Genomic DNA, 22,937 nt, shown 5'->3' with positions numbered 1-22,937 from the left:
AGAACAACGGGATCATTTCCCCGATCGAGGAGGCCTAAACATGGACGCGCCAAAACAGATTGATCACGATCGCCGCCGCCTACTCGGCACCGCCTTGGTGGCCATCACCGCCTTTGAACTGGGAACAGGCAAGCCGGCGCTGGCTGGACCCTCTGTGAGTAATCCAGGTGGGAGTCCGGTCACGAAAGCGGCTCAAAGGTCGTTCCATTCGTTGAAGCAGATTGACGCCGGATCGCTTAGTGTTGGATACGCCGAGGCCGGCCCTGCCAGCGGCGCGGCGGTCATCCTGCTCCACGGCTGGCCCTACGATATCCACACATACGCCGACGTCGCGCCCTTGCTGGCGTCGAAGGGGTATCGCGTCGTCGTACCCTACCTGCGCGGCTACGGTACAACTCGGTTTCGTTCCGACAAGACGATGCGAAACGGCCAACAGTCGGTAGTCGCTGCGGACGTTGTCGCGCTGATGGATGCGCTGAGCATCGAACAGGCTACGATCGCTGGCTGCGACTGGGGTGCCCGAACGGCCAACATAGTCGCTGCGCTTTGGCCGGAGCGCTGCAAGGCGATGGTCTCCGTGAGCGGCTATCTAATCGGCAATCAGGAGGCAGGCAGAGTGCCGCTGCCGCCGAGCGCGGAATTACAATGGTGGTACCAGTACTATTTTGCGACCGATCGTGGTCGCGCCGGTTATGAGAAATACACGCGTGACTTCGCGAAGTTGATTTGGCGTCTCGCTTCGCCGCGCTGGAATTTCGACGATGCTACTTTCGAGCGTAGCGCAGCCGCCTTTGACAATCCTGATCATGTGGCGATCGTGATCCATAATTACCGCTGGCGTCTCGGCCTGGTCGAAGGCGAGCCTCAGTATGATGACTTGGAGAGGCGGCTCGCCCAGGCACCGGTCGTCACCGTTCCCACGATCACCCTGGAAGGTGATGCCAATGGTGCTCCTCATTTGGAAGCGAGCGCCTATGCGAAGATGTTCTCAGGGAGATACTCCCATCGTTTGATCACCGGCGGGATAGGTCACAATCTACCTCAGGAAGCCCCGGAGGCTTTCGCCAAAGCAGTGGTGGACGTCGGTGCGGTCACGTAATTGCCGCGCGGTGAGATCGAGCGCTACATGCGCCGCAAACAAGTCCTATCCGACCACCTTAGAGATCAAGAACGACGTCACCCGTCGGCTGGGAGCAGCAGATCAATGTGGTGCCCGTCATGGGTGGATCGATGGGATCGGGCTGGTAGGCGACAGTTCCAGCCACAAGCCCGGTTTCGCAAGTGTGACAGACACCAGTGCGGCACGACCATCGCGTCGGGACGTCGCACGCTTCAGCAAGTTCAAGCAGGCTCTGGAACGCTGAGCCCCAATGGACGCTCAAGCCACTCCGTGCGAACGAAACCAGAGGTCCCTTACCATTGGGTTCGGCAGGTAGATGCGGCGGCCGGCTTGGAGTGGTGGCAATGCCCGGTGTACTCGAGGGACCTGGGCCGAACAGCTCCGTATTGACTTGGTCGGCCGCGACACCCCAGGCCGCAAGCGCTGCGCTCAGGTTGCCCATAAAGGCAGATGGCCCGCAGAGATAGAAATTGGCATTGCGCGGAACGTCCAGTTTTCGAAGCACCTCGATGTCCAAGTGTCCGGCGGCATCGAAATCGACCCCTTGCCTATCCTCGTGATCGGGCGCGCTGTAGCTTATATGGCTGTGGCTGTGGGGCAGGGCTTTGAGCAAGTCTCGAACCTCTTGGGCAAAAGCATGCTCATGGCCACACCGAGCTCCGTGGAGCCACCAGACTTCCCTTGTCGAACCCTTCACCGCCAATGCGTGGAGCATCGCAATCACGGGAGTCGCGCCCACCCCGGCACTTAGAAGCACGATTGGACCATTGTCGGGCCGAAGAGTGAAGCTGCCGCGTGGTGCGCTGACATCCAGCACGTCGCCCATTTCGACCCGGTCGTCAATGTAGGCACTCGCCACACCATGCGGTTCCCGCTTTACGCTTATTCGGTAGTAGCGCTCACCAGGTTCACTCGACAAAGAATAACTGCGCATCAATGCCGGCGCATCGGCCGTCACTCGCAGGCGCAGCACGACAAACTGCCCAGGAAGCGCTGCTGTCAGGCGAGATCCATCAACGGGCTCCAGCACCAGCGACATCACACTGATGCTCTCGCGGATCTTGTGCACCACGCGCAGCGGGCGAAATCCCGCCCACGCAGCAGGCGGTCGGGACGCGGGATCAAGCCCGGCATTTCCGGTTGTCGCACCGCCACTTTCGTTCTGCGAGAGTAGCGCTTGGAACGATCCCCGCCAGCCAGGGCTCAGAGCCGGGATTCGCAGCGCCCGCTCAAGCTGGCTGCGAGGGTGACCGGGCAAGTATAGCAGTGCATTGACCTCTGACACTGTCATGTGCTCGGGGCCCATCCCAACCTGGACTATCTCATCTCCAGCCTCGACCTGGCCTTCTTCCAGGACGCGCAGATAGAAGCCGGGCCTCCCACGCGCAACCAGCAGCGCCGCCATTTGCGGCTCGTTCATGCGAATACCGACTCGGTAGCAAGTGACGCGCGGTTGCGTCACTTCGAACAGGGCGCTCCCGATCCGGTAACGATCGCCGATACAGACCTCATGATCCGGCAGCCCATCGACCGTGAAATTTTCCCCAAACTGTCCGTAGGTAAAGTCGTTGCGGTCTAGCTCGCTTCGCCAAAAGCGATAGGAATCCATCTGATAGACCAAAACCGCCCGTTGCTCGCCGCCGTGCCCCGCCACATCTCCCTGCCTGTCGCCATCGACGTTGAGCCGGCGAACCTGACGTGGGCCTTGAACTGGCGCTTTCCAAACTGCGGTGTCGACGGTCTTCCCTTGCCATGGAATGCCACGCGGCAAGCCCACATTGACCGACAGCAAGCGAGCCATCACTGCGTCCTTTCGGCCAGCCACTGCCAGCCAGTTCCACTCAGCGAGCCGTCACTGAGGGCTGCTCAGCGTCAGCGCTTACCGGTGGAAACTAGCACGTCGAGGCATCGATGCGATCGACACCAAAGTATCGGGAATACCATCGTTTAATATATTCCGGCTCTGACCGCTGTCAGTACTTAATTAGTTGGACGCTGTTGATCGGCATCGGTGCGTCTGATTTTGGACGATGCAAGCGCCCATCACGCCGGGTTTGGACCGGGTCAATCAATTTCCCGCTGAGGAGCATATGACTATGTCGCATCATTATTCAGGTCCCAACTTCGGGTTCCCGCGGGCAGATGCGCGTCTGGATCTCACCGATCTTTATGCCTTTCCGAAGCCGGGGGACGTGGAGAAGTCGATCCTGATCATGAATGTGCATCCGTCCTCTACGGTAATCGATCCGGAGCCCACCACTAACGAACCGTTCTCGCCTGACGGCCTCTACGAGATCAAGATCGACACAAATGGTGATGCGGTCGCCGACATTGCGTATCGTGTTCGCGTTTCGTCGTTACCAGGAGCGATGCAGATCGCCACGGTACGCCGGGTTGAGGGTGCACTGGCCGCTGGGACAGACGACGGTGGAGAGGTTGTCTTTCTGGAGGCTCCAGTGTCGACAGGCCGGGGTGCGCAGGTGACCGAGGCCGGCGACTACCGCTTTTTCGCGGGCTGGCGAAGCGAAGCATTTTTCTTTGACACCTTGGGTGCCGTGAATGATCTGCATTTCACCGGTACTGATTTCTTTTCTGACAAAGACGTCTGCAGCATCGTTCTGGAAGTGCCCAACTCCGCGTTGGGGACCAAACCGGTTGGCCTGTGGGCACGCACACTGCACAAGCAGAGTGAGGGCTGGGTGCAGGTCGAACGGGGTGCGCGTCCTCAGCAGGCCGTATTCCTGCCCGGTGAGCAGCAAGAGGCTTATCTCGCCGGGCAACCCGCAGATGACGCCCGGTTTGTCGCAACGTTCGCGCACGCGCTTGAACACACGGGTGGATATCTGCCGGATGAAGCCGAGCGGGTGGCAAGGACATTGCTGCCAGATATCATGCCCTATGACCCGAGACGGCCTGCGTCGTTTCCGGAAAATGGCAGGACACTGACGGACGATGCCGCGGATGCTTTTATGGCCATCCTTACGAACGGCAAGTTGGCGGGGGACGGGGTGGGGCCGCATAGCGATCTGCTTGCTGAGTTCCCCTATCTAGGGTCGCCGCATTGCGCCCACGACTGATGGCATCCCACCTCTCATCGACGCAGACCTGCTCCTTTCTGCGAGCAGACACGTAACGCCCGCTATCTGTTTTCAAAGGAGACTACGATGCGATTGATCCCGACCTGCATAGCTCTAACCGCAGCCTTTGTGATGCCGGCCTCGGCGCATCCGGGTATCAGTTCGGCCGTCTCTTTCGCGGCCGGCGTCACTCACCCGCTAAGCGGCCTCGATCACATTGCCGCCATGGTGGCAGTTGGCGTGTGGGCCGCCGTGAAGGGTAACCGCGCGTTCTGGGCGTGGCCGCTGACCTTTGTTGCAGTCATGCTGATCGGCGGCGTACTCGGCCTGACACAGATCGCCTTGCCCTTTGTCGAGCCCGGCATTCTGGCCTCGGTCGTCGTGCTGGGGCTCGTGGTGGCGTTGGCGGTCGATCCGCCCGTATGGGTCGGCGCGGCGATCATCGGCCTTTTTGCGCTGCTGCATGGACATGCTCATGGAGCCGAGGTCGCCCATACCGTGAATGGGCTGGAATACGTCGCCGGGTTTTCGCTCGCAACTGCCATGTTGCATGCAATCGGCATCGGTTTGGGACTCACTTTGCAACGCGCCGCGCCAGATCCGGCCAATCGCATTGCTGGTGCGATCTGCGCGGCTGTCGGCGTCGGATTGTGCGCCGGAGTTCTTTGAAACAAATACCGAGGAGATTGCTCCTGGCATCCAATTAGCTTGTCCTCGAACAGGACAGGATAGCGATGGTGCGTGCGCTTCGGAACGCAAGAACTGTCGGCCGAGCAAACGGAGGAATGGAATGTCAGGTCCAGAAATAGATGAAAATACATTTGGCGACCGGGGGAACATTAGGCCAGGTCGTCTAGCCCTGCAGATGTCGACTGCCGGCATCGTCCATGATCTCGGGAATCTCATTCAGGTCGCCTCGTCCGCGTTGAATCACCTGGGCCGAGACCCGAATATCGCAATGGCACCGAGAGCGGGAATCGTAATAGCTGGCGCCAAAACCGCTCTGGAAAGAGCCGGTTGTCTTGTCAGGCAGACCATTGGGACAGCGAGAGAGATCGAAGGTGTAGTTGCGCATGCGAACGTCGGCATTTGCTTGGCCGACGTCGAGTCTCTTATTCGAAGCGCCTGGGATGAGAACATCCATCTCGAGGTTTGCGTCGGTTCCGACCTTCCTTTGGTAAGGTGCGATCGGGTTGGGTTGCAAAATGCAGTCCTCAACCTTCTGTTCAATGCGCGCGATGCAATGCCTGACGGCGGTTTGATTTCAGTGCACGCGTTGGTATCGGAAAATTCCGACCAGGTGGACGTTCGTGTTGAGGACCATGGAATTGGGATGACCAGCGAGACCATGGTCCGTGCATTTGATCTCTTCTTTACGACTAAGGGCGAGGGGTTGGGTGGCGTTGGATTGCCAATGGTCAAACGCTTCGTCGAAGACTCGGGAGGGTGTGTCGATGTTGAGAGCGTAATTGGATCGGGCACGACGGTGACGTTGCGATTGCCTGTGGTGCGCTAGGGGCTCGAGGGGCATGGGTCGTGCGATCAGTCGCCACATCCGTTAGACGTTGGCTGGAAGGTTCTACGATTTCGAGGCAGATTCGCGAGGCGCAATTATGAAAGAGTGGTCCGAGTCTGACGGCGTCGCGCAAGTGAGTGGACTGCGCCCCGACGGAATGGTGGCATTAGAGCATCAGCCCGTGATCCATCTAACGACAGAGCGATCTCAAATAGCCCGGTTTCCGGCCTCGTTCTTTGCCATCGGCCTCGGGACAAGTTCTTTTGCCGTCATGTGGCAGGTCGCGCATCAACTGTGGGCAGCTCCGAAAGAAATTGCTGTAGCGGTCGTGATATTGGCCATGTGCATATGGGCAGCTCTTTTGACCCTTTACGCTTTGAAGTTGTGGTTAGCACCATTGGCCGTGCGGGCCGAACTCGCGGATCCCGTTCAGAATTGCTTTCCTGGTCTCGCGGGTCTCGGGATTATGCTAACCGCGGTGAGCGTGCTGCCGTTCAGCGCGACAGCGGCCGCCATCCTCCTATGCATCGGTGGGGTGCTCGCGGTTGGATTTGGGCTTTGGCACTCGCAAATGATCTGGAAAGCGACAATCGCTCTATCGGACGCGACGCCGGCCTTGTACCTGCCTGTCGCCGCGGCGTCGTTCGTCCTTAGCATTGGGCTGTCGACATTCGGGCATTCTGAGTGGGCCCAACTGGCTTTGGGTGCCGGGCTCTTCTCGTGGCTTACAATCGATTCCGTCTTGTTCTATCGGCTCTATTTTGGTGAGCCGCTCAGAGACCAGATCCGGCCGACCCTTGGGGTTCAGCTCGCTCCTCCGGCGGTTTGCTCGCTAGCCTATGTTAACTCGTCGGGCACCTCCGGAGACGTTTTTGTTCACTGTCTCATCGGTTACGCAATCCTGCAGGCAGTTGTCCTTGGCGGCGTGCTTCCACGGATCGTTCGCCGTTTTTCCGCCGGTCTATGGAGCGTTAGCTTCGGCGCCACGGCATTGGCGACAACGATTGAAAAACTGGCCGTCCGAGGCGACACGGGCTTGGCTGGCGTCTTGGCTCTCCCAATTTTTGCGGCCGCAAACCTGCTCATCATGTGGCTAGCCGCGAGAACCATCATTCTGGCCACGACCGGCTCGTTATTGCCGGCTCCCCTAGACGGGAAAGAGAGGCAGTAGCCGGCTGCATGCATGTAACGAACATCGATGCGGTGGAGCCACCCTCTTGGATGCATACAGAGGTTCGCTGGACAGGGCCCAAATTTCTTGACGGTATCGACGGGCTCTACGCTAAATGTCGTCCGGCGGTGTCGAACAGGCAGACGCGGTCGGCCTGTGGCTGCAGCCACATGGTCTAGTCAGGCTGTAGGCTGATCCGGTCGTGAAACATCGTCACTACAGTCCGTGTGCCTACGGCCACGGTTACCTGCGTTTCGGGACCGAGCGGCTCGACGACCACGATCCGGGCCGGGATACCGGAACTTGCCGGAGAGATGGTGAAATATTCCGGCCTGATCCCGTAGAACGCTTCCGTGCCGGAAGACCTGGAAACGCTGCCGGGCAGCGGCAGCACGATGCCGTCATTGGTCTTGAAGACAGACCGGCCGGTCGCGCCGTCGAAGCGGCCTTTCAGCAGGTTCATCGACGGCGAGCCGATGAATTCGGCAACGAACATGCTCTGTGGGTCGTCATTGAGGTCGAGCGGCCGACCTCTGTTCGATACGGCCGCCGTTCATAACCACAATCCGATCGGCCATGGTCACGGCTTCGACCTGGTCGCGGGTCACGTAGACAATGGCCGTGGCCAGCCTGCGGTGCAGGGTCTTGATTTCGGCGCGCATGGCCACGCGCAGCTTTGCGTCGAGATTGGAGAGCGGTTCGTCGAACAGGAAGACCTGCAGTTTGCGCACGATCGATCGACCCATGGCCACGCGCTGGCGCTGGCCGCCTGAAGGCTGGCGCGGATAGCGATAGAGAAGCGGCGCCAGCCCAAGTATCTCAGCGGCTTCGGCAACCCGCTTCTGCTTCTCGTCTTTCGGGGCACCGACCAGCGTCAGTGAGAACGTCATGTTCTCGGCCACCGTCATATGCTGATAGAGCGCATAGTTCTGGAAAACCATGGAGATGTCGGCCTGCTTGGGCGGCAGGTCGTTGACGACCCGCCCACCGATGCCGATCGTCCCGCCGGTGATGTTTTCAAACCCAGCGATCATCCGCAGCAGCGTCGATTTTCCGCAGCCGGACGAGCTGACGAGCACCACGAACTCGCCGCGCTGAATGTCGACCGAGACGCCATGAAGCACCCGGACCATGTGCCTTGCGGACCTCGTCGATCGTGACGTTGGCCATCAGACGGCACCGACGCGGATTTCGTTGGATGACAGGGCGCCTTCATACACACCAGCAGCGCGATACCGCCGTCGTGGAAAGCTTCGGGCTGCTGTCTTTCGCAAAACCGATATTCCGTCGGGCTCGAAGATGATCCGGTCGCCGTTGGCCGAGGCTCTGGCGAATTTGCCCGAAGCGTGGTTAGCGGACAGCTGCCTCGACGATGGCAACATCCTCTTCTGCGGTGCCGCCGCTGACGCCGACACCCGCATACACCTTGCCGTCTTCATCGACCAGAGGAATACCTCCACCCATGGGGCAAAAACGCCCGCCGCCGACCGTGGGCAACGCATACAGCGATTGCCCCGGCTGTACGAGTGGCAGGATGTCAGCCGTACGCAGGCGCACGAGGGCCGAGGTATACGCCTTGCGCTCGGAAATCTCGAGCGCGAAGACAGGCGCGCCGTTCATCCGGTGTTGGAGCACCAGATTGCCGTGAACGTCGATGATGCATACTGCGACAGGCACGTCGGCCTTTGTCGCCTCTGCCTCCACACGTTCGGCAACCGACTTCGCTTTGGTGAGCAGATCCATGGGGTTATCCTTATTTTTGAGGGGGCGCGCCGTCGCCATTGACAGCGGTTTATCGCGGTGGCAACTCGCCCAGGTGGAAAGCCAGCCGATTCTCGACATCTCCCGGCGCCTGGAAGCCCTTGGCGGTCAGCGCTTTGATCCCCTCCTGGGCGGCGGGCCGGCTCAGCGAAGCTATGCAGGCTTCCCAACCGGCGCCTAGCTCGACGTCCGGCGTAAGGCTGGTGTTGACCAAGCGCTTGGTCTGCGCGATCGCCCATTTGTCGAACCTGGAGATCCGTGTCGCGAGCGCGTCGACATACGCGTCGAGCTCTGCGTCGGGCAGGGCCTTGTTCACGTAGCCATACGCCTCGGCCTGTTCGCCACGGATGTCCTCAGAGCTCAACAAAACCTCCATGGCTCGATTGCGGCCGATGAGGTGGGGCAGGCGGGCCATCGGTCCACCGCCGGCGACCATACCCACGCCAACTTCCCACTGGGAAATGATGGCCTTTTCCTTGCTAGCGAAAGCCATGTCGCAGGACAGGGTGATCTCGCTCCCGTTGCCCGTAGCGCGACCCCGGATAAGGGCGATCGAGGCGACCGGCGCGCGCGTCAGCCGTACAAGAAAATCCGGCCAGGGCGGCAGGCCCGTCCGCCCGGGCGGCAGCGCGAGCATATCCTCGATCCGCGCCTTGAAGTCTGAGTGGTTGAGGAAGTAGCCGTCGACGCTGCTGTCGAACACAACGACCCGAACGTCGTCGTCAGCTTCGATGGCGTCGATCAGATGTGTGAATTCTTGGACCATCTGTGGACCCATGACATTGAGCGGGGGATTGTCGAACGTGACTCGCCAATAGGTGGGCGTCCGGCGTGTCAGGCGAATCTGCGAGGTAGTTGTCTTGGCGTCCACTGGAAGCTCCTTCGATGTTTACATGCTCGATGTCTCGAAGATGAGGCATTGGCTTCTGGCCCGCGATTGGACGAACGTATCGCCAAGACCATGGTGTCGGTCTGGCAGGGCAGGGCCGACCGCTCGGTGATCAAACGGGCTACCGACCCGTTTAAACAGTGGTCGTGCCGCCCCCAATCGCGCTGCAAACTTCTGGTCGAACAGACCCTCCCCCGGGATAGGCGCTGCCTCGGGCGAACTGCGTGGTCAACGCGCAACATAGGACGTAAGGGGCGGTGACCAACCGAGCAGACTATGACGCAGCCGGCGCGATACTGAATATCGGTCTATTGCTTGCGGCGGACGGCAGCCGGCGGCGGCTCGATGGCGCCGGCCCTGACGCGGGCTGGTTTCAGCGTCGGTGCGCCGGAATCCTTCACGATCGTCAACGCGCGCGGAAAAAACTGATTGTTGTTTAGGCCGCGTCCGATGTTGAGGATCGCGGCGCCGGGCAAACGTTTCTCTAGCATCGACAGTACGCGCTTGAGCGACGAGTCATCGAACGCATCCATCGCTTCGTCAATGATCACCCATTTCGGCTGCCGCAAGGCGAGCCTGGCCACGCCCAGCAAACGCTGTTCGTCATCGCCCAATTCATAGTCCCAGCGCCCGACGCGGTCGAGCGAGGACGACAGCCGTTCAAGGCCAACCTCGGCCAGCACCGCCGCAATGTCGGCGTCGCTAGCGGGCGCATGCCCGTTGCCGTGGTTGAGCACCTCGCGCAACGTGCCGGCCGGCAAATAAGGCACGCGTGGAACGAAGATGAGGGTTTCTCCAGCCGGCAGGCCGATCTTTCCGCTGCCCCACGGCCAAAGCCCGGCAATGGCGCGGAAGAACAGCGTCTTGCCGGCGCCAGGCTCGCCGGTGATCATCACCCGCTCGCCGGGGCGAATCTCGACATGCTGCTCGGAGAGTTTTGCGCAGTCCTCCGGCGAGGCCACCTGGAGCCTCTCGAACGTCAGACTGCCATTGGCGTTTTGATCGAAGGTGATGCGCCTTTCGGTGTCGTGCAGCACATCGGTTTCATCGAGCGCGATGCGGAAGTCGGCGACGCGCATCAGCGTGGCCCGCCAATCGGCGATGCTGCCGATATTGTTGATGAACCAGCGCAACGAGGAGTGGACCTGGTTGAAGGCGCCGACCGCCATCATCAGCCCGCCAAAGCTGATATCGCCCGAGAAATAAACCGGCGACGCGACCAGAATGGGAGCCACGACCGTGATCCAGTCATAGGTATCGGTCACCCAGGATAGATTGATCTGGGCCGTGTAGATGCGCCGCATCGCGCCCAGCACGGTGCCGAGGTCGAGTTCGAGCCGCCGTTTGGCATCATCCTCGCCATGGTAAAGCGCAATGGCATCGACATTCTCGTTGACGCGCACCATCGAGGAGCGCAGCTCCGCCTCTCGCGTGTAGCGGTCGCTGTTGAGGCTGATGAGTGGCCGCCCGACCAGCCAACTCAGCCAGGAGGCGATGCCGGCATAGAGGAACGCAGCCCACACCATGTAGCCCGATATCGCCAGCGACCAGCCGCCAATGTGGAACACGAAGCCCGAGGACAGTTCCCACAGCACGCCGACGAAGGACACGAGCAGGATGAGCGACTGCAGGAGACCGACGCCGAGGTCGGTCGACAGGTCGGACAGATGCGCGGCATCCTGCTGCATGCGCTGGTCGGGATTGACGCCGATGGCGCCGGCATTGGCCAGCCGGAAGGCGCGTGCCGGCCGCATCCACTGATCGATCAGATCCAGCGTCAGCGCCTCGCGCAGCTTCAGCCGGATCATCTGGTTGAGCCAGGTCTGGCCGATATTGAGCACCAGCAGCCCGCCGGCGATCATCGCAAAGACGAGGAGCTGGTGCAGGAAGGCCGCCATATCGCGACGCGCCAGCGCATCGTAGAAGGGCTGGTTCCAGCTGTTGAGCAGGACCTGGCCGATCGACGTCGCGATGATGACAGCCATGATGGCGACCGACGTCCACAGCAGCCATTTGCGAACCGGTGATCCCGTCAGCGCTTGCCTGATCGTCGCAACCTGATCACGCACGCTACTGACTTCGACCACCACGGTGATCGGCTGAACGGTGGCCTGATTGTCCATTTGGTCAGTCTTACCGAGATCCTTGCGTTCATGTGTGATGCTGAACCAGATAGACAGAGCCGACGGCCGCCGCTCCCAATCAGTCCGCTAGCCCAGAACGACAGACACGTCGGGTAAATTTCGGGTGGGGCAACTTTCCAGCTTGATCACGGAGGTGGCCCGCCTTCGGCCTCGACCCGGCGGCCGAACGCTGTCGGCGAAGACTTCGGTCACTTGGGCGCCGGTTCAGCGATGGATAGACGATGCCCTTACTGCCCGACACGGTCCATAGCACCTTGGTGTCGGTGCCAGGTTGAGCGCCGCCATCCCAATGCGGTAAATCAACAGCGCATGGGTTTGACGGTGATTGCGGTCAAATCCGGCTTGCGTCAAGCGCTCGTGAAGGCCCGGCTAAGATGCAATCGCGTCCCAGCGAGCGCGCCTATACCTTCGTCTGATTGGATCAGAACACGTCATTTCGTATTCCAACGTATCCAATAGACGCCGGTGCGCGGCCCGTAGAGGGACCTGGGATCATGACGCAACAGTTGAGCACGACAGCCGGTTCGGATCGCTTCCTGCGCACTCCGACAGATCTTGGTTCCGACGCGACCCGCGACATCGCTGCCGGCCTCGCCGGTCTGCTAGCTGACGTCTTCACCTTGTATCTCAAGACCAAGAATTTTCACTGGCACATGAGTGGTCCGAATTTCCGGGACTATCACCTCTTGCTCGACGAGCATGGCGACCAAATCTTCGCGATGACGGACGTGATCGCCGAGCGCGCGCGCAAGATCGGCGGCACCACGATCCGTTCGATCTCCGATATCGCGGGACGCCAGCGTATCCTCGACAACAATGCCGACTATGTTGATCCGCAGGACATGCTCGCCGAGCTTCACGGCGACAACAAGCAGTTGGTGGCCGAACTGCGTCGCGTCCATGAGCTGTGCGATAGCTATTCGGACATTGCCACCACGAGTCTGATCGAAGGATGGATCGACGAAAGCGAACGGCGCAGCTGGTTTCTCTACGAGATTTGCCGCGCCTGAGCGAAAAAGCGGCAAGGCGGCGGATCCGGAAGAACCGCCGGCAAGGATCGCGCATTCGGTAGTGATGCGACGCCCTCGGGTTAGGGTGCAAGCCGGTCGCACCGGAGGGCAGTAGGGTGACCGCTGGTCGGGTGGCATTGATCCGCATCGACTCTCCTGCCCGAAGTTGGCTCAACCTCATTGACACCGCGCACGTTCTGATAGGAGCGGAGACCGCGTTGCTGGCAGTTTGGGTGCAGAAGCTAAGGCGTGATCAGAGGGAAGCGCACACCCGCAACCGATCCACACGGGGTGAATTTCCACTGCACAGAGCCGCCAAGTTCCGCCGTCAGCGCGCGTATCAACCGCCACTCATGTCCCTCAGGCGGATCAGAGGCCGCGAATCCGTCGTCACAGACAACGCACCAGACGCTGCTGCCACTCCTGTTCAGTGTGACACGGATGGAACCCTGGCGATCCTTCAGGCCACGGCGTGCCGCGTTGCGGACCAGTTCGGAGACGATCAGACCGACGCGCCAGCACCGCGCGGCGTCGAGCGGGATTTCGTCCGTTGCAACGGTCAACTGAATGCCCCGCTCGCTGAGGTATGCGCGCGACAGGCTGGAGCACAACTTCCCGACATGATGACCGAGGTCGATGTCTTCCTCGGCGATCGGTACGAGAAGGGATCGATGCGCCTCCGCCATCGCATGCAGACGGTCCGCTGCGCGCCTCAACGCTGGCGCGGCCGTCACTTCTCCCCGCGAAGCGGCCAGCGACAGGATCGCTATCGCTTCACTATATTCGTTGATCACCCGGTGGCTGATCTCTTCGAACAGATGCGATGCCAGCGGCTGGCACGACGCGGGTGATGGATTCGCACATCCAGTTAGCATGGCTAGACCCTCCGGTAACGCCGCCCCGCCACGAGAGCGCCGTTCGCGATGTTCTGGAAAAGACCACAGCAGACCCCGCCGAAACGTTCCATTGCGCCAAGGTGTCGGCAATACTTAAGACGGAGGTACGCCGCGTGGATTGGCGCTCTGAGTATCTGCGGGCAAAGCCCGTGCGGACGAACGATCAACAATCTCCGTCAAATATTAGTCGGCACTGTGGAGGCGCGGCTCGATTACCAATAATGTGGCGACAGGTCACGTTATAACCGCCAATACCAAAGTATCCGCGACACCATTGGACAATGGTTGCAGGCCTTGATTGTCCACATATTCAGTCCGGGAAGAGACGCGGCGCAGCTGGGTCGGTGGTCCCCAACATCATCGAGGTCTGTCATGGAAACTGAACAAAAAGTGGTTGTCATCACCGGCGGGTCGCAAGGCATTGGCGCAGCGCTGGTTGAGGCCTATCTCGGCCGGAACTACCGCGTCGTTGCCACCTCTCGCTCCATCAAACCTTCCGATCGATCGGACTTGCTCACGATTGCGGGCGATATCGGTAACCCCGCTACGGGGCCGAGGGTGGTCGACGAAACACTCCAGCGTTTCGGACGGGTCGACACGCTGATAAACAACGCCGGCATCTTCCTTGCTAGCAGTTTCACGCATTACTCGGCAGAGGATTACGCCCGCGCGGTCGCGACCAACCTGACCGGTTTCTTCTTCGCCACCCAGGCAGTGATCGCCGCAATGGAACGTCAGCGGGGCGGGCATGTTGTCAACATCACCACGAGCCTGGTTAAGCAGGCCAGTTCGAAGGTGCCATCGGTGCTCGCCTCGCTGACAAAGGGCGGGCTCGACGCCGCGACCCGGAGTCTGGCGATCGAATATGCCCGCAGCGGAATTCGGGTGAACGCCGTGTCGCCGGGCGTCATCAGGACGCCGATGCATGCGCCCGAGACGTACGAGGCGCTGGCGGGCCTGCATCCGCTGGGCCGCCTTGGTGAGATTTCCGACATCGTCGGCGCGGTCCTCTACCTGGAGGATGCCTCTTTCGTGACAGGGGAAACGCTTCATGTCGACGGCGGCCAGAGCGCTGGCCACTGACCCACCAGTCAAGGGAGACCCTTCATGCCTATTGTTACCGTCCAGCTCACGCGCGAGGGCACCGAGCCCGGTGTGGGCCACGTTACAGCGGAGCAGAAAGCAGCCATCTACAAGGGTGTGAGCGAAGTGCTGCTCGACGTCCTCGGCAAGCCGCTGGATTGGACCTGGGTGGTGTTTGAGGAAGTGGAGATGGAGAATTGGGGTTGGGGCGGCATGCCCGTCGGCGAATACCGCAAGCTGCTGGCTGCAAAGGGCGTTTGAGCCCCATCGCGTCTCCCCCAAAAGCATACTGGAGTTGCAGCTGACATGGTTTCGTCTTCGACGTCGGCGACCCTGATGTATCGCACCGTCGAGGTGGATGGGTTGGGATTATTCTACCGCGAAGCGGGCCTGCGCGATGGCCCGACCATCCTGCTGCTCCATGGCTTCCCGTCGTCATCGCGCATGTACGATACGCTGCTGCCGCTGCTCGCTGACCGCTATCACCTCATTGCGCCCGACTATCCTGGTTTCGGCCATAGCGACGCGCCCTCACCGGACAGTTTCGCTTACACCTTCAACCATCTGGCCGAGGTGATCGAGGGATTCGTCGAGGCGCTTGGCCTTGAGCGCTACGTCCTTCTCCAGCAGGACTACGGTGGCCCTATCGGGATGCGGCTGGCGATGCGCCATCCCGAACGCGTGCGAGCGATCATCATCCAGAATGCTGTGTCGCATGAAGAAGGCCTCGGACCATTGTGGGATGCGCGCAAGGCCTTCTGGTTGGACCGGGCCGCGCACGAGGAAAAAGTGATGTCCACTTTCACCTCGATTGAAGCCGCGCGGCAGCGCCATGTCGGTCGCAGCCCCAAGCCGGAACGATACAACCCTGACAGCTGGACCGACGAAGCCGCGATGCTCTCGCGCCCGGGACAGGGACGCATCCAGTCGGACCTGTTCTACGACTATCAAAGCAATGTCGCCGCCTATCCGGTCTGGCAGGCCTGGCTGCGTACACACCGGCCGCCGATGCTGGTAGCGTGGGGACGCTACGATCCGTCCTTCACCGTCGCTGGCGCGCATGCCTATGCCCGAGATGTGCCGGACGCCGAGATCCACATTCTCGACGCCGGACATTTTGCGCTCGATGAAAAACTCGAAGACATTGCGACATTGGTCCGCGACTTTCTCGATCGTCACTTGGAACAGGGAGCTCGTGCCATGGCGACCTGCGAAGACTTGGAAAACTGTCTCAATAGGAGTCGCGGATGACCCAAGTACGAGTTGAGGATGAAATCTATGCAATGCCCCCGCACAACGGCTTTACCGTCGCGCATTTTCTGACAGTCGCCGACATCGAACGCTCGGCACGATTCTACGAGATGGTCTTCGGAGGCCGCATCCTGAGCCTGGGCGATAGCAGTGGCGCGCCGGGGTACATCCAGATCGCCAACACGTGGCTCATCGTCAACGTAGGGGGCGGCCCCACACCTGACAAACCGTCGGTGACGCTCGGTGTTCCCCCCAATCCCGATTCACTCAGCAGCTTCATGAACATCCGCGTTGCCGACATCCACGGCTGCTATGAACGCTGGCAAGCCCGGGGCGCTGAATTCATCACGGAGCCGATGGAAAAGTACGGCGAGACTCGGTGCTACATTCGCGATCTAGACGGCTACATCATCGAAGTGGGTCAGAGTAAGCCGGGGGTCGTTTACGGTTAGCCCTGGAAGGACGCACAGTCCGCAACGATCCGCTTTTCACTGTAGATTGCTGCGCTGCGCGGCGAGGGGTTTGTCGGCGCGGGGCCGCGCGACCCGCAGCCCGGCGCGCCGTATACCGGCAGTCCATGAAATCCTGCTTCGCTGATCCGACCGCGTCGCGGGGGCGGTCGAGCATTAGGCCTGCCAAGGCCATTTTTCGCATTCGTTCCGAACCTGGGTACGGCTCAGCCCCAGGTCTGCAAGCTGATGGGATTCGAGCTCGGCCAATTGTTCGCGTTGGCAGTGGCGTTGTATCCAGCGCGATACCATCACAATCGGTCCTGTCACATTGTTGATGATGTGACGGACATGTGTCGGCAGTGACGACGAAGGCCTCCGCCCTTCAGTCAGCCGGTAGTTCAACATTTCTCATCCTTTCGCGGCATCCGTGTTGACGTGTGGCCTTGAAATGCTCGAATCTGCTGGCGGGTGCAAAGCATGGCTTCTCGTGCTTCCCCCAATTTTTCTCATGACATGGTGCGAGATTGGCCCGCCGACTGCCATCACTCAACGCCCTCAAAGCCTTCGAGGCGGCGGCACGTCATGAGAGCTTCACCAGGGCGGCGGAAGAACTGTCCGTGACGCAGGGTGCGGTGAGCCATCAGGTGAAGGCTCTTGAACGCGAACTGGGCATCAGGCTGTTCGATCGCGAATGGCAAAAGCTGAGCATCACACGGGCCGGCCTCTCCTATCTGGAGGTGGCGCGCGATGCCTTCGACCGGATCGCTCTCGGCACGGAACGTATACAGCATCTATCTCGGGCAGGGGCTCTGACGGTCAGCACCTCGCCCGACTTTGCCGCCAAGTGGTTGGTCAACCGCCTTGGCCGGTTTGCCGAGATGCACCCCGATATTGATCTGAGGATTTCCGCAACCATGCATCACGTCGACTTCGCCAGAGAGGACGTCGATCTTGCAGTGCGGCACGGCGATGGCAACTGGGCGGGGCATGATGTTGTTCGCCTGTGCTCCGAGCAACTGTTCGCGGTCTGCAGTCCGAAACTTCACCAGCGGATGCGCGAGCCGTCCGATGTGCTGAAATTTCCGTTGCTGCATCTTGATGACCGAAAGGACTGGTCGGAATGGCTCGAGGCCGCTGGCGTGGTCGGTGCCGAACTCTCCCACGGACCGGTCTTAAACCGCGCCAGCATGGTCATAGACGCGGCTATCGACGGCCAGGGTGTCGCACTCGCCCGCACCACGCTTGCGGCTTGGGACCTCATCAACGGGCGCCTCGTAAGACCATTCGCCATGGCTCTGCGATTGTCCAAGACCTACTGGATCGTCTGCCCCAAGGCGACGTCGACGCTGCCCAAAATCACGACGTTCCGCGACTGGCTGTTGGCAGAGGCCGCCGATGACGTGCGCCGCCTCAAGACGCTCGCTCCATAGGTCCAGCGCCTTCCAGATCGCGATGGTCAAGCGGTCACAAAGGCCCCTCGCCAATTGAGCTTCGCTACATGCCCAGCCTGATTGCATTCCCGCGGCCAGACTCACGACGACCGATAGTTCGGCCGAGTTCTTCTATGCAGGTATCAACACGGCAATACGATGCACGCCGGCCACCTCGCTTGTGTTAGTCGCCTCGTCGGTCTTGCCTTTGGCGCACTTGTACATGTCGCCTTCCTTGAGCTTGTCGGCTTATTGGACATCGGAAGACTCCTGCTCACCGTCAGCGCGCCTGGTTCCGGGAGGCACTGCCCGGTTCTGGCCGCTACGGTGGCGGAACGGCCTGTAATTTCCGAGCTTGGTACGTGAGGAGTATTTGCCATCGACAAGACCAAGCAGCTTCTGATCTGCCGCCTGGGTCAGCGCTTCAGCGGGCTCGGGGGCGATGGTGGGGGGCGCGACGATTGGCTCGGGAATGAGCGTTGGGGCTGGGACTGCTGGCGCGCCACCGATCAGGGTCAGACGCCTCTGCGCCACGGCCTCGGCGGCCGCCCTTATTGGGTCATCCTCGGTGTGGACGTAGCGCATGAACATGGTGACGGTCTTATGCGCGGTGAGCGCCATGCCGACCTTCACCGGTACGCCGGAGTTGGCGATGTCGGTCGCCGAGCGGTGTCGGATTCCGTGTGTGCCGATGTGCGGCAGGCCGGCCCGCTCAAGGATGCGCTTCCAGCCGTGATAGTAGGTGTGCTTCGACATCGGGAGGTTTGGATCGAAGATTGATGGGCAGACGAAGGGCGAGGCCTCGAAGCGCGGGGCCGTCCCGAACAGCCGGGCCGCCTCCGCGCTCATCGGCTTGGACATAACGCCGGTCTTGCTGTCGGGCCATTCGATGCGCCGGTTGTCGAGATCGACCCAAGCCCATTCGAGCTGCCGGATCTCCGACATGCGCGCGGCGAACTCGAATTGGAGCCGGACTGCGAGGAGGATGAAGGGATGCTCCAGGCCCTCGGCTTCGGCCTTGTCGAGGTAGGCGTAGAGCCGCTTCAGTTCCGTATCGGTGATCAGTCTTGTCCTTCCCCGTTCCGGGAACTTGGGAACATGTCGGCATGGGTTCGACCCGTCGGGCCGCATTCCCCAGACCTCGGCCATGTTGAACATCTTTCGGACGGCCGCGAGGACGCGGTTGGCGTTCGTCGGGGCTCTCGACATTTTCTTCATGAGGTTCGCGATGTCGGCCCGCGTAACGTCGGGCACCTTTATCTGGCCGAGGTGTGGGATGATGTAGAGCTTGCCGTACCCCCGGTTGGATTTGACGGTCGAGGGCTTGTTTCGGCTTTCCGAGTAGTCGTCGATAAACCGGTCGAAGAGTTCCTTGACTGTCGGTGCTTTTCGCGTGGCGGAGCGTTCGGCGCTCGGGTCCTTGCCCTTGCGGACGTCGGCGAGCCAGTTCTGGGCAATCGTTCGAGCCTGCTCCACGGTGATTTCGCCAAAGCGGCCGATGGCGGGCTTTCGCCGCTGGCCGTTGGCAGCGACGTAGGCCACCATGAATATCTTGCGTCCGGTCGGGGTGACCTTCAGCAAGAACCCCGGTGTGATGGTGTCGCGAAGTTCGTAGGGTTCCTGATCGGCCGTTGCAGCATCGACGATCGTCTTGGTGAGCTTGATTTTGGGCATTCCTAACCTCCATTAAAGTCGATTTCAGCTGCAGAATAGGTGCAGCCAGAAATCAAACCGTGGCGTATATCCGGTTAGGTATGGATGATTGGACGAGCCGAAAAATCTAGTGTCTACAATCGGTTATCGTACAATTGGATACCGCCGGATAAAGTTAGGATAGGGCATATCCGGTCTCTCAAAATCGAGTTCCGCAAGGAGTGCTGGTTCGATCCCGGCTAGGGGCACCACCCTTCGCTCTTCGAGCTTCGAGTGGCAAAGCCATTCGGAGTTCGTTAGCAGGCAGCCGAGAGCATTCAGGGCGCAGGCCGACGCCTAGTGCCAGCCTGCGCCCCCGGCCGATCCGCTCAAAGCGAATGCTTGTACCCGATCCCGATGTTCCATTTGTCGCCGGCGAGATCGTTGTAGGGAGCTGACGTCGTGTCGGTCTTCTTCCAGGAATAGCCGACGCTGGCATAGACCGCGTTGGTGGAGTCGATGTTGTAGGTCACGCCGGTGGCCAGCTTCGGCGTTTCCCACGTGGTGCTGAAGGCGTTGCGGTAGCGGAAGTTGAAGACGTTCCAGGTCCACTGCTTGGAGACTTTCCAATCGCCCGCGATGTACAGGGCGTAGTAGGGAACATTGGCGTTGGCATCGTCGTCCTTGATGATGCCCGTGTCGTGCCAAGTGTAGCCGAGCCCGAGGCTGGGGGTCAGGGTGAAGGCATCCGTGATCTTGATTTTGTAGCCGAGGCTCGCTTCGGCGTAGTACTGCGACTTGCCGCCGGTCTTGAAGGTCGGCTGGATAAAGATGCCGCCGACGAAATTGTTGTCGAAATTGTGCGAGACGCTGAATTTGAAGTAGGTGTCGGCAAGCGACCGGGCGGTGTTGCTGCCATTGTCGATGGCGTAGAATTCCGGATCTCCTTCGATCGCAATCGTCCAGCTCGGCGCTGCCGGTGGCGGGGCTTCGACCAGGTCGGCTGCGAAGGCCGATGTGGCCATGGAAAAGCAGACGCCCAATGGGGCGATGATGGTGCGCAAAAGCATGGTCTTTCCTCGAGATGTGGCGTCGCGTCGGGATGGTGCGGCGCGTTGGGATGTGGCGGGATTTAGCTAGGCGCGCGCCATTACAGTTATGTGACGATGTGCCATTCGTGTGGGCCGCTTCGTCCGAACGGTTCCCGGCAGGAAATCGGCGGTGCAGTTTGGCCACACAAGCGAGGCGTGGCCGTTACAGCGTTTCACCGTTTCATGGAAACGGCGAACTGCTCTAACTCTTTGTTTTGACGCAATTCCTGACGAAAAACCGCTCACACTTTTCCTGGAATTGCTCCAGAAAGCCCGTCGAAGAGAACAGTTTTCTGGCCTTGGACGAAGCAGGCACACCAGGCGGCTGCGTCACGCGTCTTCGCGGTCGAGATGCCTATCGCATGTTGCCGGTGTGGCCCTGCGAGTATCGGCCGGGCTGCGGCCAGACGGTCAGGCCGTGGGGCTCGACGCCGACCTGGATTTTCGTCACGGCGCCCGAGGTCGTGTCGATCATGTAGACCTCGCTGTCGAAGCGGCCGGACAGCCACAATTGCTTGCCGTCGGCGCTGACATTGCCCATGTCGGGGCTGCCGCCACCGGGTATCGGCCATTGCGCGACGACGGAGCGGGTGGCGAAATCGATGACCGTCACGCTGCCCGGCCCCTTTGCACGGCCTTGCTCCATCTTGTGCGAGCCGCGGTTGGAAACGTAGAGCTTTGTGCCGTCACGGCTGACGACAAATCCGTGCGTGCCAATGCCGGTGGCGATGAAACCGATCTCGGAAAAGCTGTCGCCGTCGATCAGGAACACGCCGCCGTTCATCATGTCGGCAACGTAGAAGACCTTGCCGTCGCGGGAGAGCCTGACGTCCTGCGGCATGCCCATTTTCGACAGAGCAAGGTGGCCGAGCACCTTCTGGTTTTTCAGGTCCACCTTCAGGAGGCCGCCGTCGCCATATTCGCAGGTGAAGATGGCGTAGGCACTGTCGACGGAAAAATCGGCGTGGTTGATGCCGGGGCAAGACGGCGTCGGAAGCGTCGACTTCAGCGCCATGGTCTGCGGATCGCGAAAGTCGAGCCGCTGGTAGGCCTCATCGACGATGACGGCCGAGCTTCCGTCAGGCATGAAATACATATTGTAGGGGTCATCGACCGGAATTTCGTGACCCGGCTTTGCGGTCCTGGGGTCGATGGGCGTCACGCTGCCCTTGCTGGTGCCGCTGGCGTTGTTGGCGACCCAGAGCGTCTTCAGATCCCAGGACGGAACGACGTGCTGCGGCTTGCGCCCGACAGGGAACCTGTCGACTTCCTTGAGGGTCAGGGGGTCGATGACCGATACGCTGTTGGACGAGCGGTTCGGAACATAGACACGGGGTAGCGCGCCTGCCGTCGCCGGGCTCAAATGATCAGAGCTTGTCTGGTCGTAGATATTGATCGGGGAGCGCGAAGGCGCCGGCTCGCTGCAATCCTCCGGACACGAGCCGGCCGAAGCCGATGCCGAGGACAGGGCAAGCAACAAGACGAGCAGCGCGGGAAAGCTCGTGAACTGCAGATATGGTTTGATCATTTGGGCTGCTGTTTTTCGAATTCGCGGATCGCGTCGGTCGTCCCATTGACGATCAGGTCGACGCCGAGTTGGCCAAACGCGGCTGACGATCGTGTCGGATCGCCACCATAGACGCCGTCGCCGGCATCGAGCTTCGGGGCGGCCGCAAGGCGATCCTTGCGCACCATGGACGGGTCGATGGCGAGCATGAGCGATGTGTCGGCCAATCCCGCGTGGGTTCCGATCTCCGGCCGCGTCGCGCCGGCCGACAGGAGCTTGTCGACATAGGCGCCTTGGGTGATCTGATAGTATTCGAGCGCCGCAAAGACCCGGACCGGGGTCTTGCGCCATTCGGCATTCAGGCGATCGGCGACATGGCGCTCGTCGGCCTGATAGCCGCCATGGTCGCCGATCAGCACGATGGTCTTGAAGCCGTGCAGCTTGAAGCTGCGGGCTGCGGATTCGAGCAGCTGCTCGAAAATCTTGTCGCCGATGGTGATCGTCCCGGGAAACCTCATATGGGCGGTCGGCGGATCGATGGTTCCTTCCGGAACATAGGAGATCACGGGCGCGACCAACGCGTTGCCCAGCTGTCCGGCTATTTTTTCAGCCAGGAATTTTACCCGCACATTGTGCTTGCCCAGCGCCATGGCGGGGCCGCTTTGTTCAGTGCCGCCTATCGGGACAATGATCGTCGTCGTCCCGGCGGCGATCCGATCGCGCAGTTCGGTCCAGGTCTGGTCCTCGAGGAAAACCGACGCGCTGGCAGTGTGCGCCACTGAAGCAAGGCCTGACAGAAACCAAAGGCCGACGACGATGCCCGCGAACCTCGCGATCGTTCCAGCCTTTGTGTAAGGGGCAGGGGGCTCGGCAAGGCGCCTCCAGCCGCGGAAGTCAGAGATCATGG

At 60.8% G+C, this 22,937-nt stretch carries 21 protein-coding genes and 1 pseudogene; 11 read left to right on the top strand and 11 right to left on the bottom strand.

Going from position 1 to position 22,937, the window contains the following annotated elements:
- The first annotated feature begins 40 nt into the window (after window positions 1-40).
- Window positions 41-1,099, top strand: coding sequence for an alpha/beta fold hydrolase (locus AC1D05_RS10580; RefSeq protein WP_477440689.1), 1,059 nt, complete (start codon window positions 41-43; stop codon window positions 1,097-1,099).
- 58 nt (window positions 1,100-1,157) lie between these two features.
- On the opposite strand, the gene AC1D05_RS10575 is transcribed toward AC1D05_RS10580, so the two are convergent.
- Entirely contained in the window at window positions 1,158-2,921 is a 1,764-nt protein-coding gene (locus tag AC1D05_RS10575; RefSeq protein ID WP_477440687.1) for an MOSC domain-containing protein, read from the bottom strand.
- 229 nt (window positions 2,922-3,150) lie between these two features.
- Here AC1D05_RS10575 and AC1D05_RS10570 point away from each other — a divergent pair, with 229 nt between their 5' ends.
- The 4 genes from AC1D05_RS10570 (at window position 3,151) to AC1D05_RS10555 (ending at window position 6,884) form a co-directional block, all read left to right on the top strand.
- Window positions 3,151-4,197, top strand: coding sequence for a DUF4331 family protein (locus tag AC1D05_RS10570; RefSeq protein ID WP_477440685.1), 1,047 nt, complete (start codon window positions 3,151-3,153; stop codon window positions 4,195-4,197).
- 87 nt (window positions 4,198-4,284) lie between these two features.
- On the top strand, window positions 4,285-4,866 hold the full coding sequence (locus AC1D05_RS10565; protein ID WP_477440683.1) for a HupE/UreJ family protein: 582 nt from the start codon (window positions 4,285-4,287) through the stop codon (window positions 4,864-4,866).
- A gap of 121 nt (window positions 4,867-4,987) precedes the next feature.
- On the top strand, window positions 4,988-5,713 hold the full coding sequence (locus AC1D05_RS10560; protein WP_477440681.1) for a sensor histidine kinase: 726 nt from the start codon (window positions 4,988-4,990) through the stop codon (window positions 5,711-5,713).
- Between the two features lie 97 nt (window positions 5,714-5,810).
- Entirely contained in the window at window positions 5,811-6,884 is a 1,074-nt protein-coding gene (locus AC1D05_RS10555) for an SLAC1 family transporter (RefSeq protein ID WP_477440679.1), read from the top strand.
- Window positions 6,885-7,059: 175 nt separating this feature from the next.
- On the opposite strand, the pseudogene AC1D05_RS10550 reads toward AC1D05_RS10555, so the two are convergent.
- From AC1D05_RS10550 to AC1D05_RS10535, 4 genes and pseudogenes are all read right to left on the bottom strand, one after another.
- A pseudogene (locus tag AC1D05_RS10550) lies at window positions 7,060-8,054 on the bottom strand (ABC transporter ATP-binding protein).
- Between the two features lie 180 nt (window positions 8,055-8,234).
- Window positions 8,235-8,627: a GlcG/HbpS family heme-binding protein gene (locus AC1D05_RS10545; protein WP_111547891.1), complete on the bottom strand. Its 393-nt coding sequence runs from the start codon at window positions 8,625-8,627 to the stop codon at window positions 8,235-8,237.
- A gap of 49 nt (window positions 8,628-8,676) precedes the next feature.
- Complete coding sequence (locus tag AC1D05_RS10540) at window positions 8,677-9,516, bottom strand: enoyl-CoA hydratase/isomerase family protein (RefSeq protein WP_477440677.1); 840 nt, start codon at window positions 9,514-9,516, stop codon at window positions 8,677-8,679.
- A 326-nt stretch (window positions 9,517-9,842) separates the two neighbouring features.
- On the bottom strand, window positions 9,843-11,657 hold the full coding sequence (locus tag AC1D05_RS10535) for an ABC transporter ATP-binding protein/permease (protein ID WP_477440675.1): 1,815 nt from the start codon (window positions 11,655-11,657) through the stop codon (window positions 9,843-9,845).
- Between the two features lie 515 nt (window positions 11,658-12,172).
- Here AC1D05_RS10535 and AC1D05_RS10530 point away from each other — a divergent pair.
- Window positions 12,173-12,688 (top strand): Dps family protein, encoded by a 516-nt coding sequence (locus AC1D05_RS10530; protein WP_477440673.1) that lies wholly within the window; start codon window positions 12,173-12,175, stop codon window positions 12,686-12,688.
- 242 nt (window positions 12,689-12,930) lie between these two features.
- Here the strand turns inward: AC1D05_RS10530 and AC1D05_RS10525 are convergent, their stop codons facing one another.
- Window positions 12,931-13,563, bottom strand: a complete 633-nt coding sequence (locus tag AC1D05_RS10525; RefSeq protein WP_477440671.1) for a sensor histidine kinase — start codon at window positions 13,561-13,563, stop codon at window positions 12,931-12,933.
- Between the two features lie 393 nt (window positions 13,564-13,956).
- Here AC1D05_RS10525 and AC1D05_RS10520 point away from each other — a divergent pair, with 393 nt between their 5' ends.
- The 4 genes from AC1D05_RS10520 to AC1D05_RS10505 all read left to right on the top strand — a co-directional run bounded on the left by AC1D05_RS10520 (window position 13,957) and on the right by AC1D05_RS10505 (window position 16,370).
- Entirely contained in the window at window positions 13,957-14,667 is a 711-nt protein-coding gene (locus tag AC1D05_RS10520) for an SDR family NAD(P)-dependent oxidoreductase (RefSeq protein WP_477440669.1), read from the top strand.
- 24 nt (window positions 14,668-14,691) lie between these two features.
- Window positions 14,692-14,928 carry a tautomerase family protein gene (locus AC1D05_RS10515; RefSeq protein ID WP_477440667.1) on the top strand — a complete coding sequence of 79 codons (237 nt, stop codon included), beginning with the start codon at window positions 14,692-14,694 and terminating at the stop codon, window positions 14,926-14,928.
- A gap of 75 nt (window positions 14,929-15,003) precedes the next feature.
- Window positions 15,004-15,918, top strand: a complete 915-nt coding sequence (locus tag AC1D05_RS10510) for an alpha/beta fold hydrolase (RefSeq protein WP_477440665.1) — start codon at window positions 15,004-15,006, stop codon at window positions 15,916-15,918.
- Window positions 15,915-16,370, top strand: a complete 456-nt coding sequence (locus AC1D05_RS10505; protein WP_477440663.1) for a VOC family protein — start codon at window positions 15,915-15,917, stop codon at window positions 16,368-16,370. The genes AC1D05_RS10510 and AC1D05_RS10505 overlap by 4 nt, the downstream gene beginning before the upstream one ends.
- 174 nt (window positions 16,371-16,544) lie before the next feature.
- Here AC1D05_RS10505 and AC1D05_RS10500 read toward each other — a convergent pair whose 3' ends face one another.
- Window positions 16,545-16,679, bottom strand: coding sequence for a DUF1127 domain-containing protein (locus AC1D05_RS10500; protein WP_477440919.1), 135 nt, complete (start codon window positions 16,677-16,679; stop codon window positions 16,545-16,547).
- Between the two features lie 215 nt (window positions 16,680-16,894).
- On the opposite strand from AC1D05_RS10500, the gene AC1D05_RS10495 reads away from it, so the two are divergent.
- Window positions 16,895-17,800: a transcriptional regulator GcvA gene (locus AC1D05_RS10495; RefSeq protein WP_477440661.1), complete on the top strand. Its 906-nt coding sequence runs from the start codon at window positions 16,895-16,897 to the stop codon at window positions 17,798-17,800.
- Between the two features lie 249 nt (window positions 17,801-18,049).
- On the opposite strand, the gene AC1D05_RS10490 is transcribed toward AC1D05_RS10495, so the two are convergent.
- The 4 genes from AC1D05_RS10490 to AC1D05_RS10475 all read right to left on the bottom strand — a co-directional run bounded on the left by AC1D05_RS10490 (window position 18,050) and on the right by AC1D05_RS10475 (window position 22,935).
- Window positions 18,050-19,474, bottom strand: a complete 1,425-nt coding sequence (locus AC1D05_RS10490) for a tyrosine-type recombinase/integrase (protein ID WP_477440659.1) — start codon at window positions 19,472-19,474, stop codon at window positions 18,050-18,052.
- A gap of 347 nt (window positions 19,475-19,821) precedes the next feature.
- Complete coding sequence (locus AC1D05_RS10485) at window positions 19,822-20,502, bottom strand: hypothetical protein (RefSeq protein WP_477440657.1); 681 nt, start codon at window positions 20,500-20,502, stop codon at window positions 19,822-19,824.
- A 376-nt stretch (window positions 20,503-20,878) separates the two neighbouring features.
- Window positions 20,879-22,051, bottom strand: a complete 1,173-nt coding sequence (locus AC1D05_RS10480; RefSeq protein ID WP_477440655.1) for a YncE family protein — start codon at window positions 22,049-22,051, stop codon at window positions 20,879-20,881.
- Window positions 22,048-22,935: a creatininase family protein gene (locus AC1D05_RS10475; protein WP_477440653.1), complete on the bottom strand. Its 888-nt coding sequence runs from the start codon at window positions 22,933-22,935 to the stop codon at window positions 22,048-22,050. The genes AC1D05_RS10480 and AC1D05_RS10475 overlap by 4 nt, the downstream gene beginning before the upstream one ends.
- Between the last annotated feature and the right edge of the window lie 2 nt (window positions 22,936-22,937).

This window comes from Mesorhizobium sp. P2_E9, from assembly GCF_056403815.1.
This window is presented reverse-complemented; position numbering and strand designations above follow the sequence as displayed.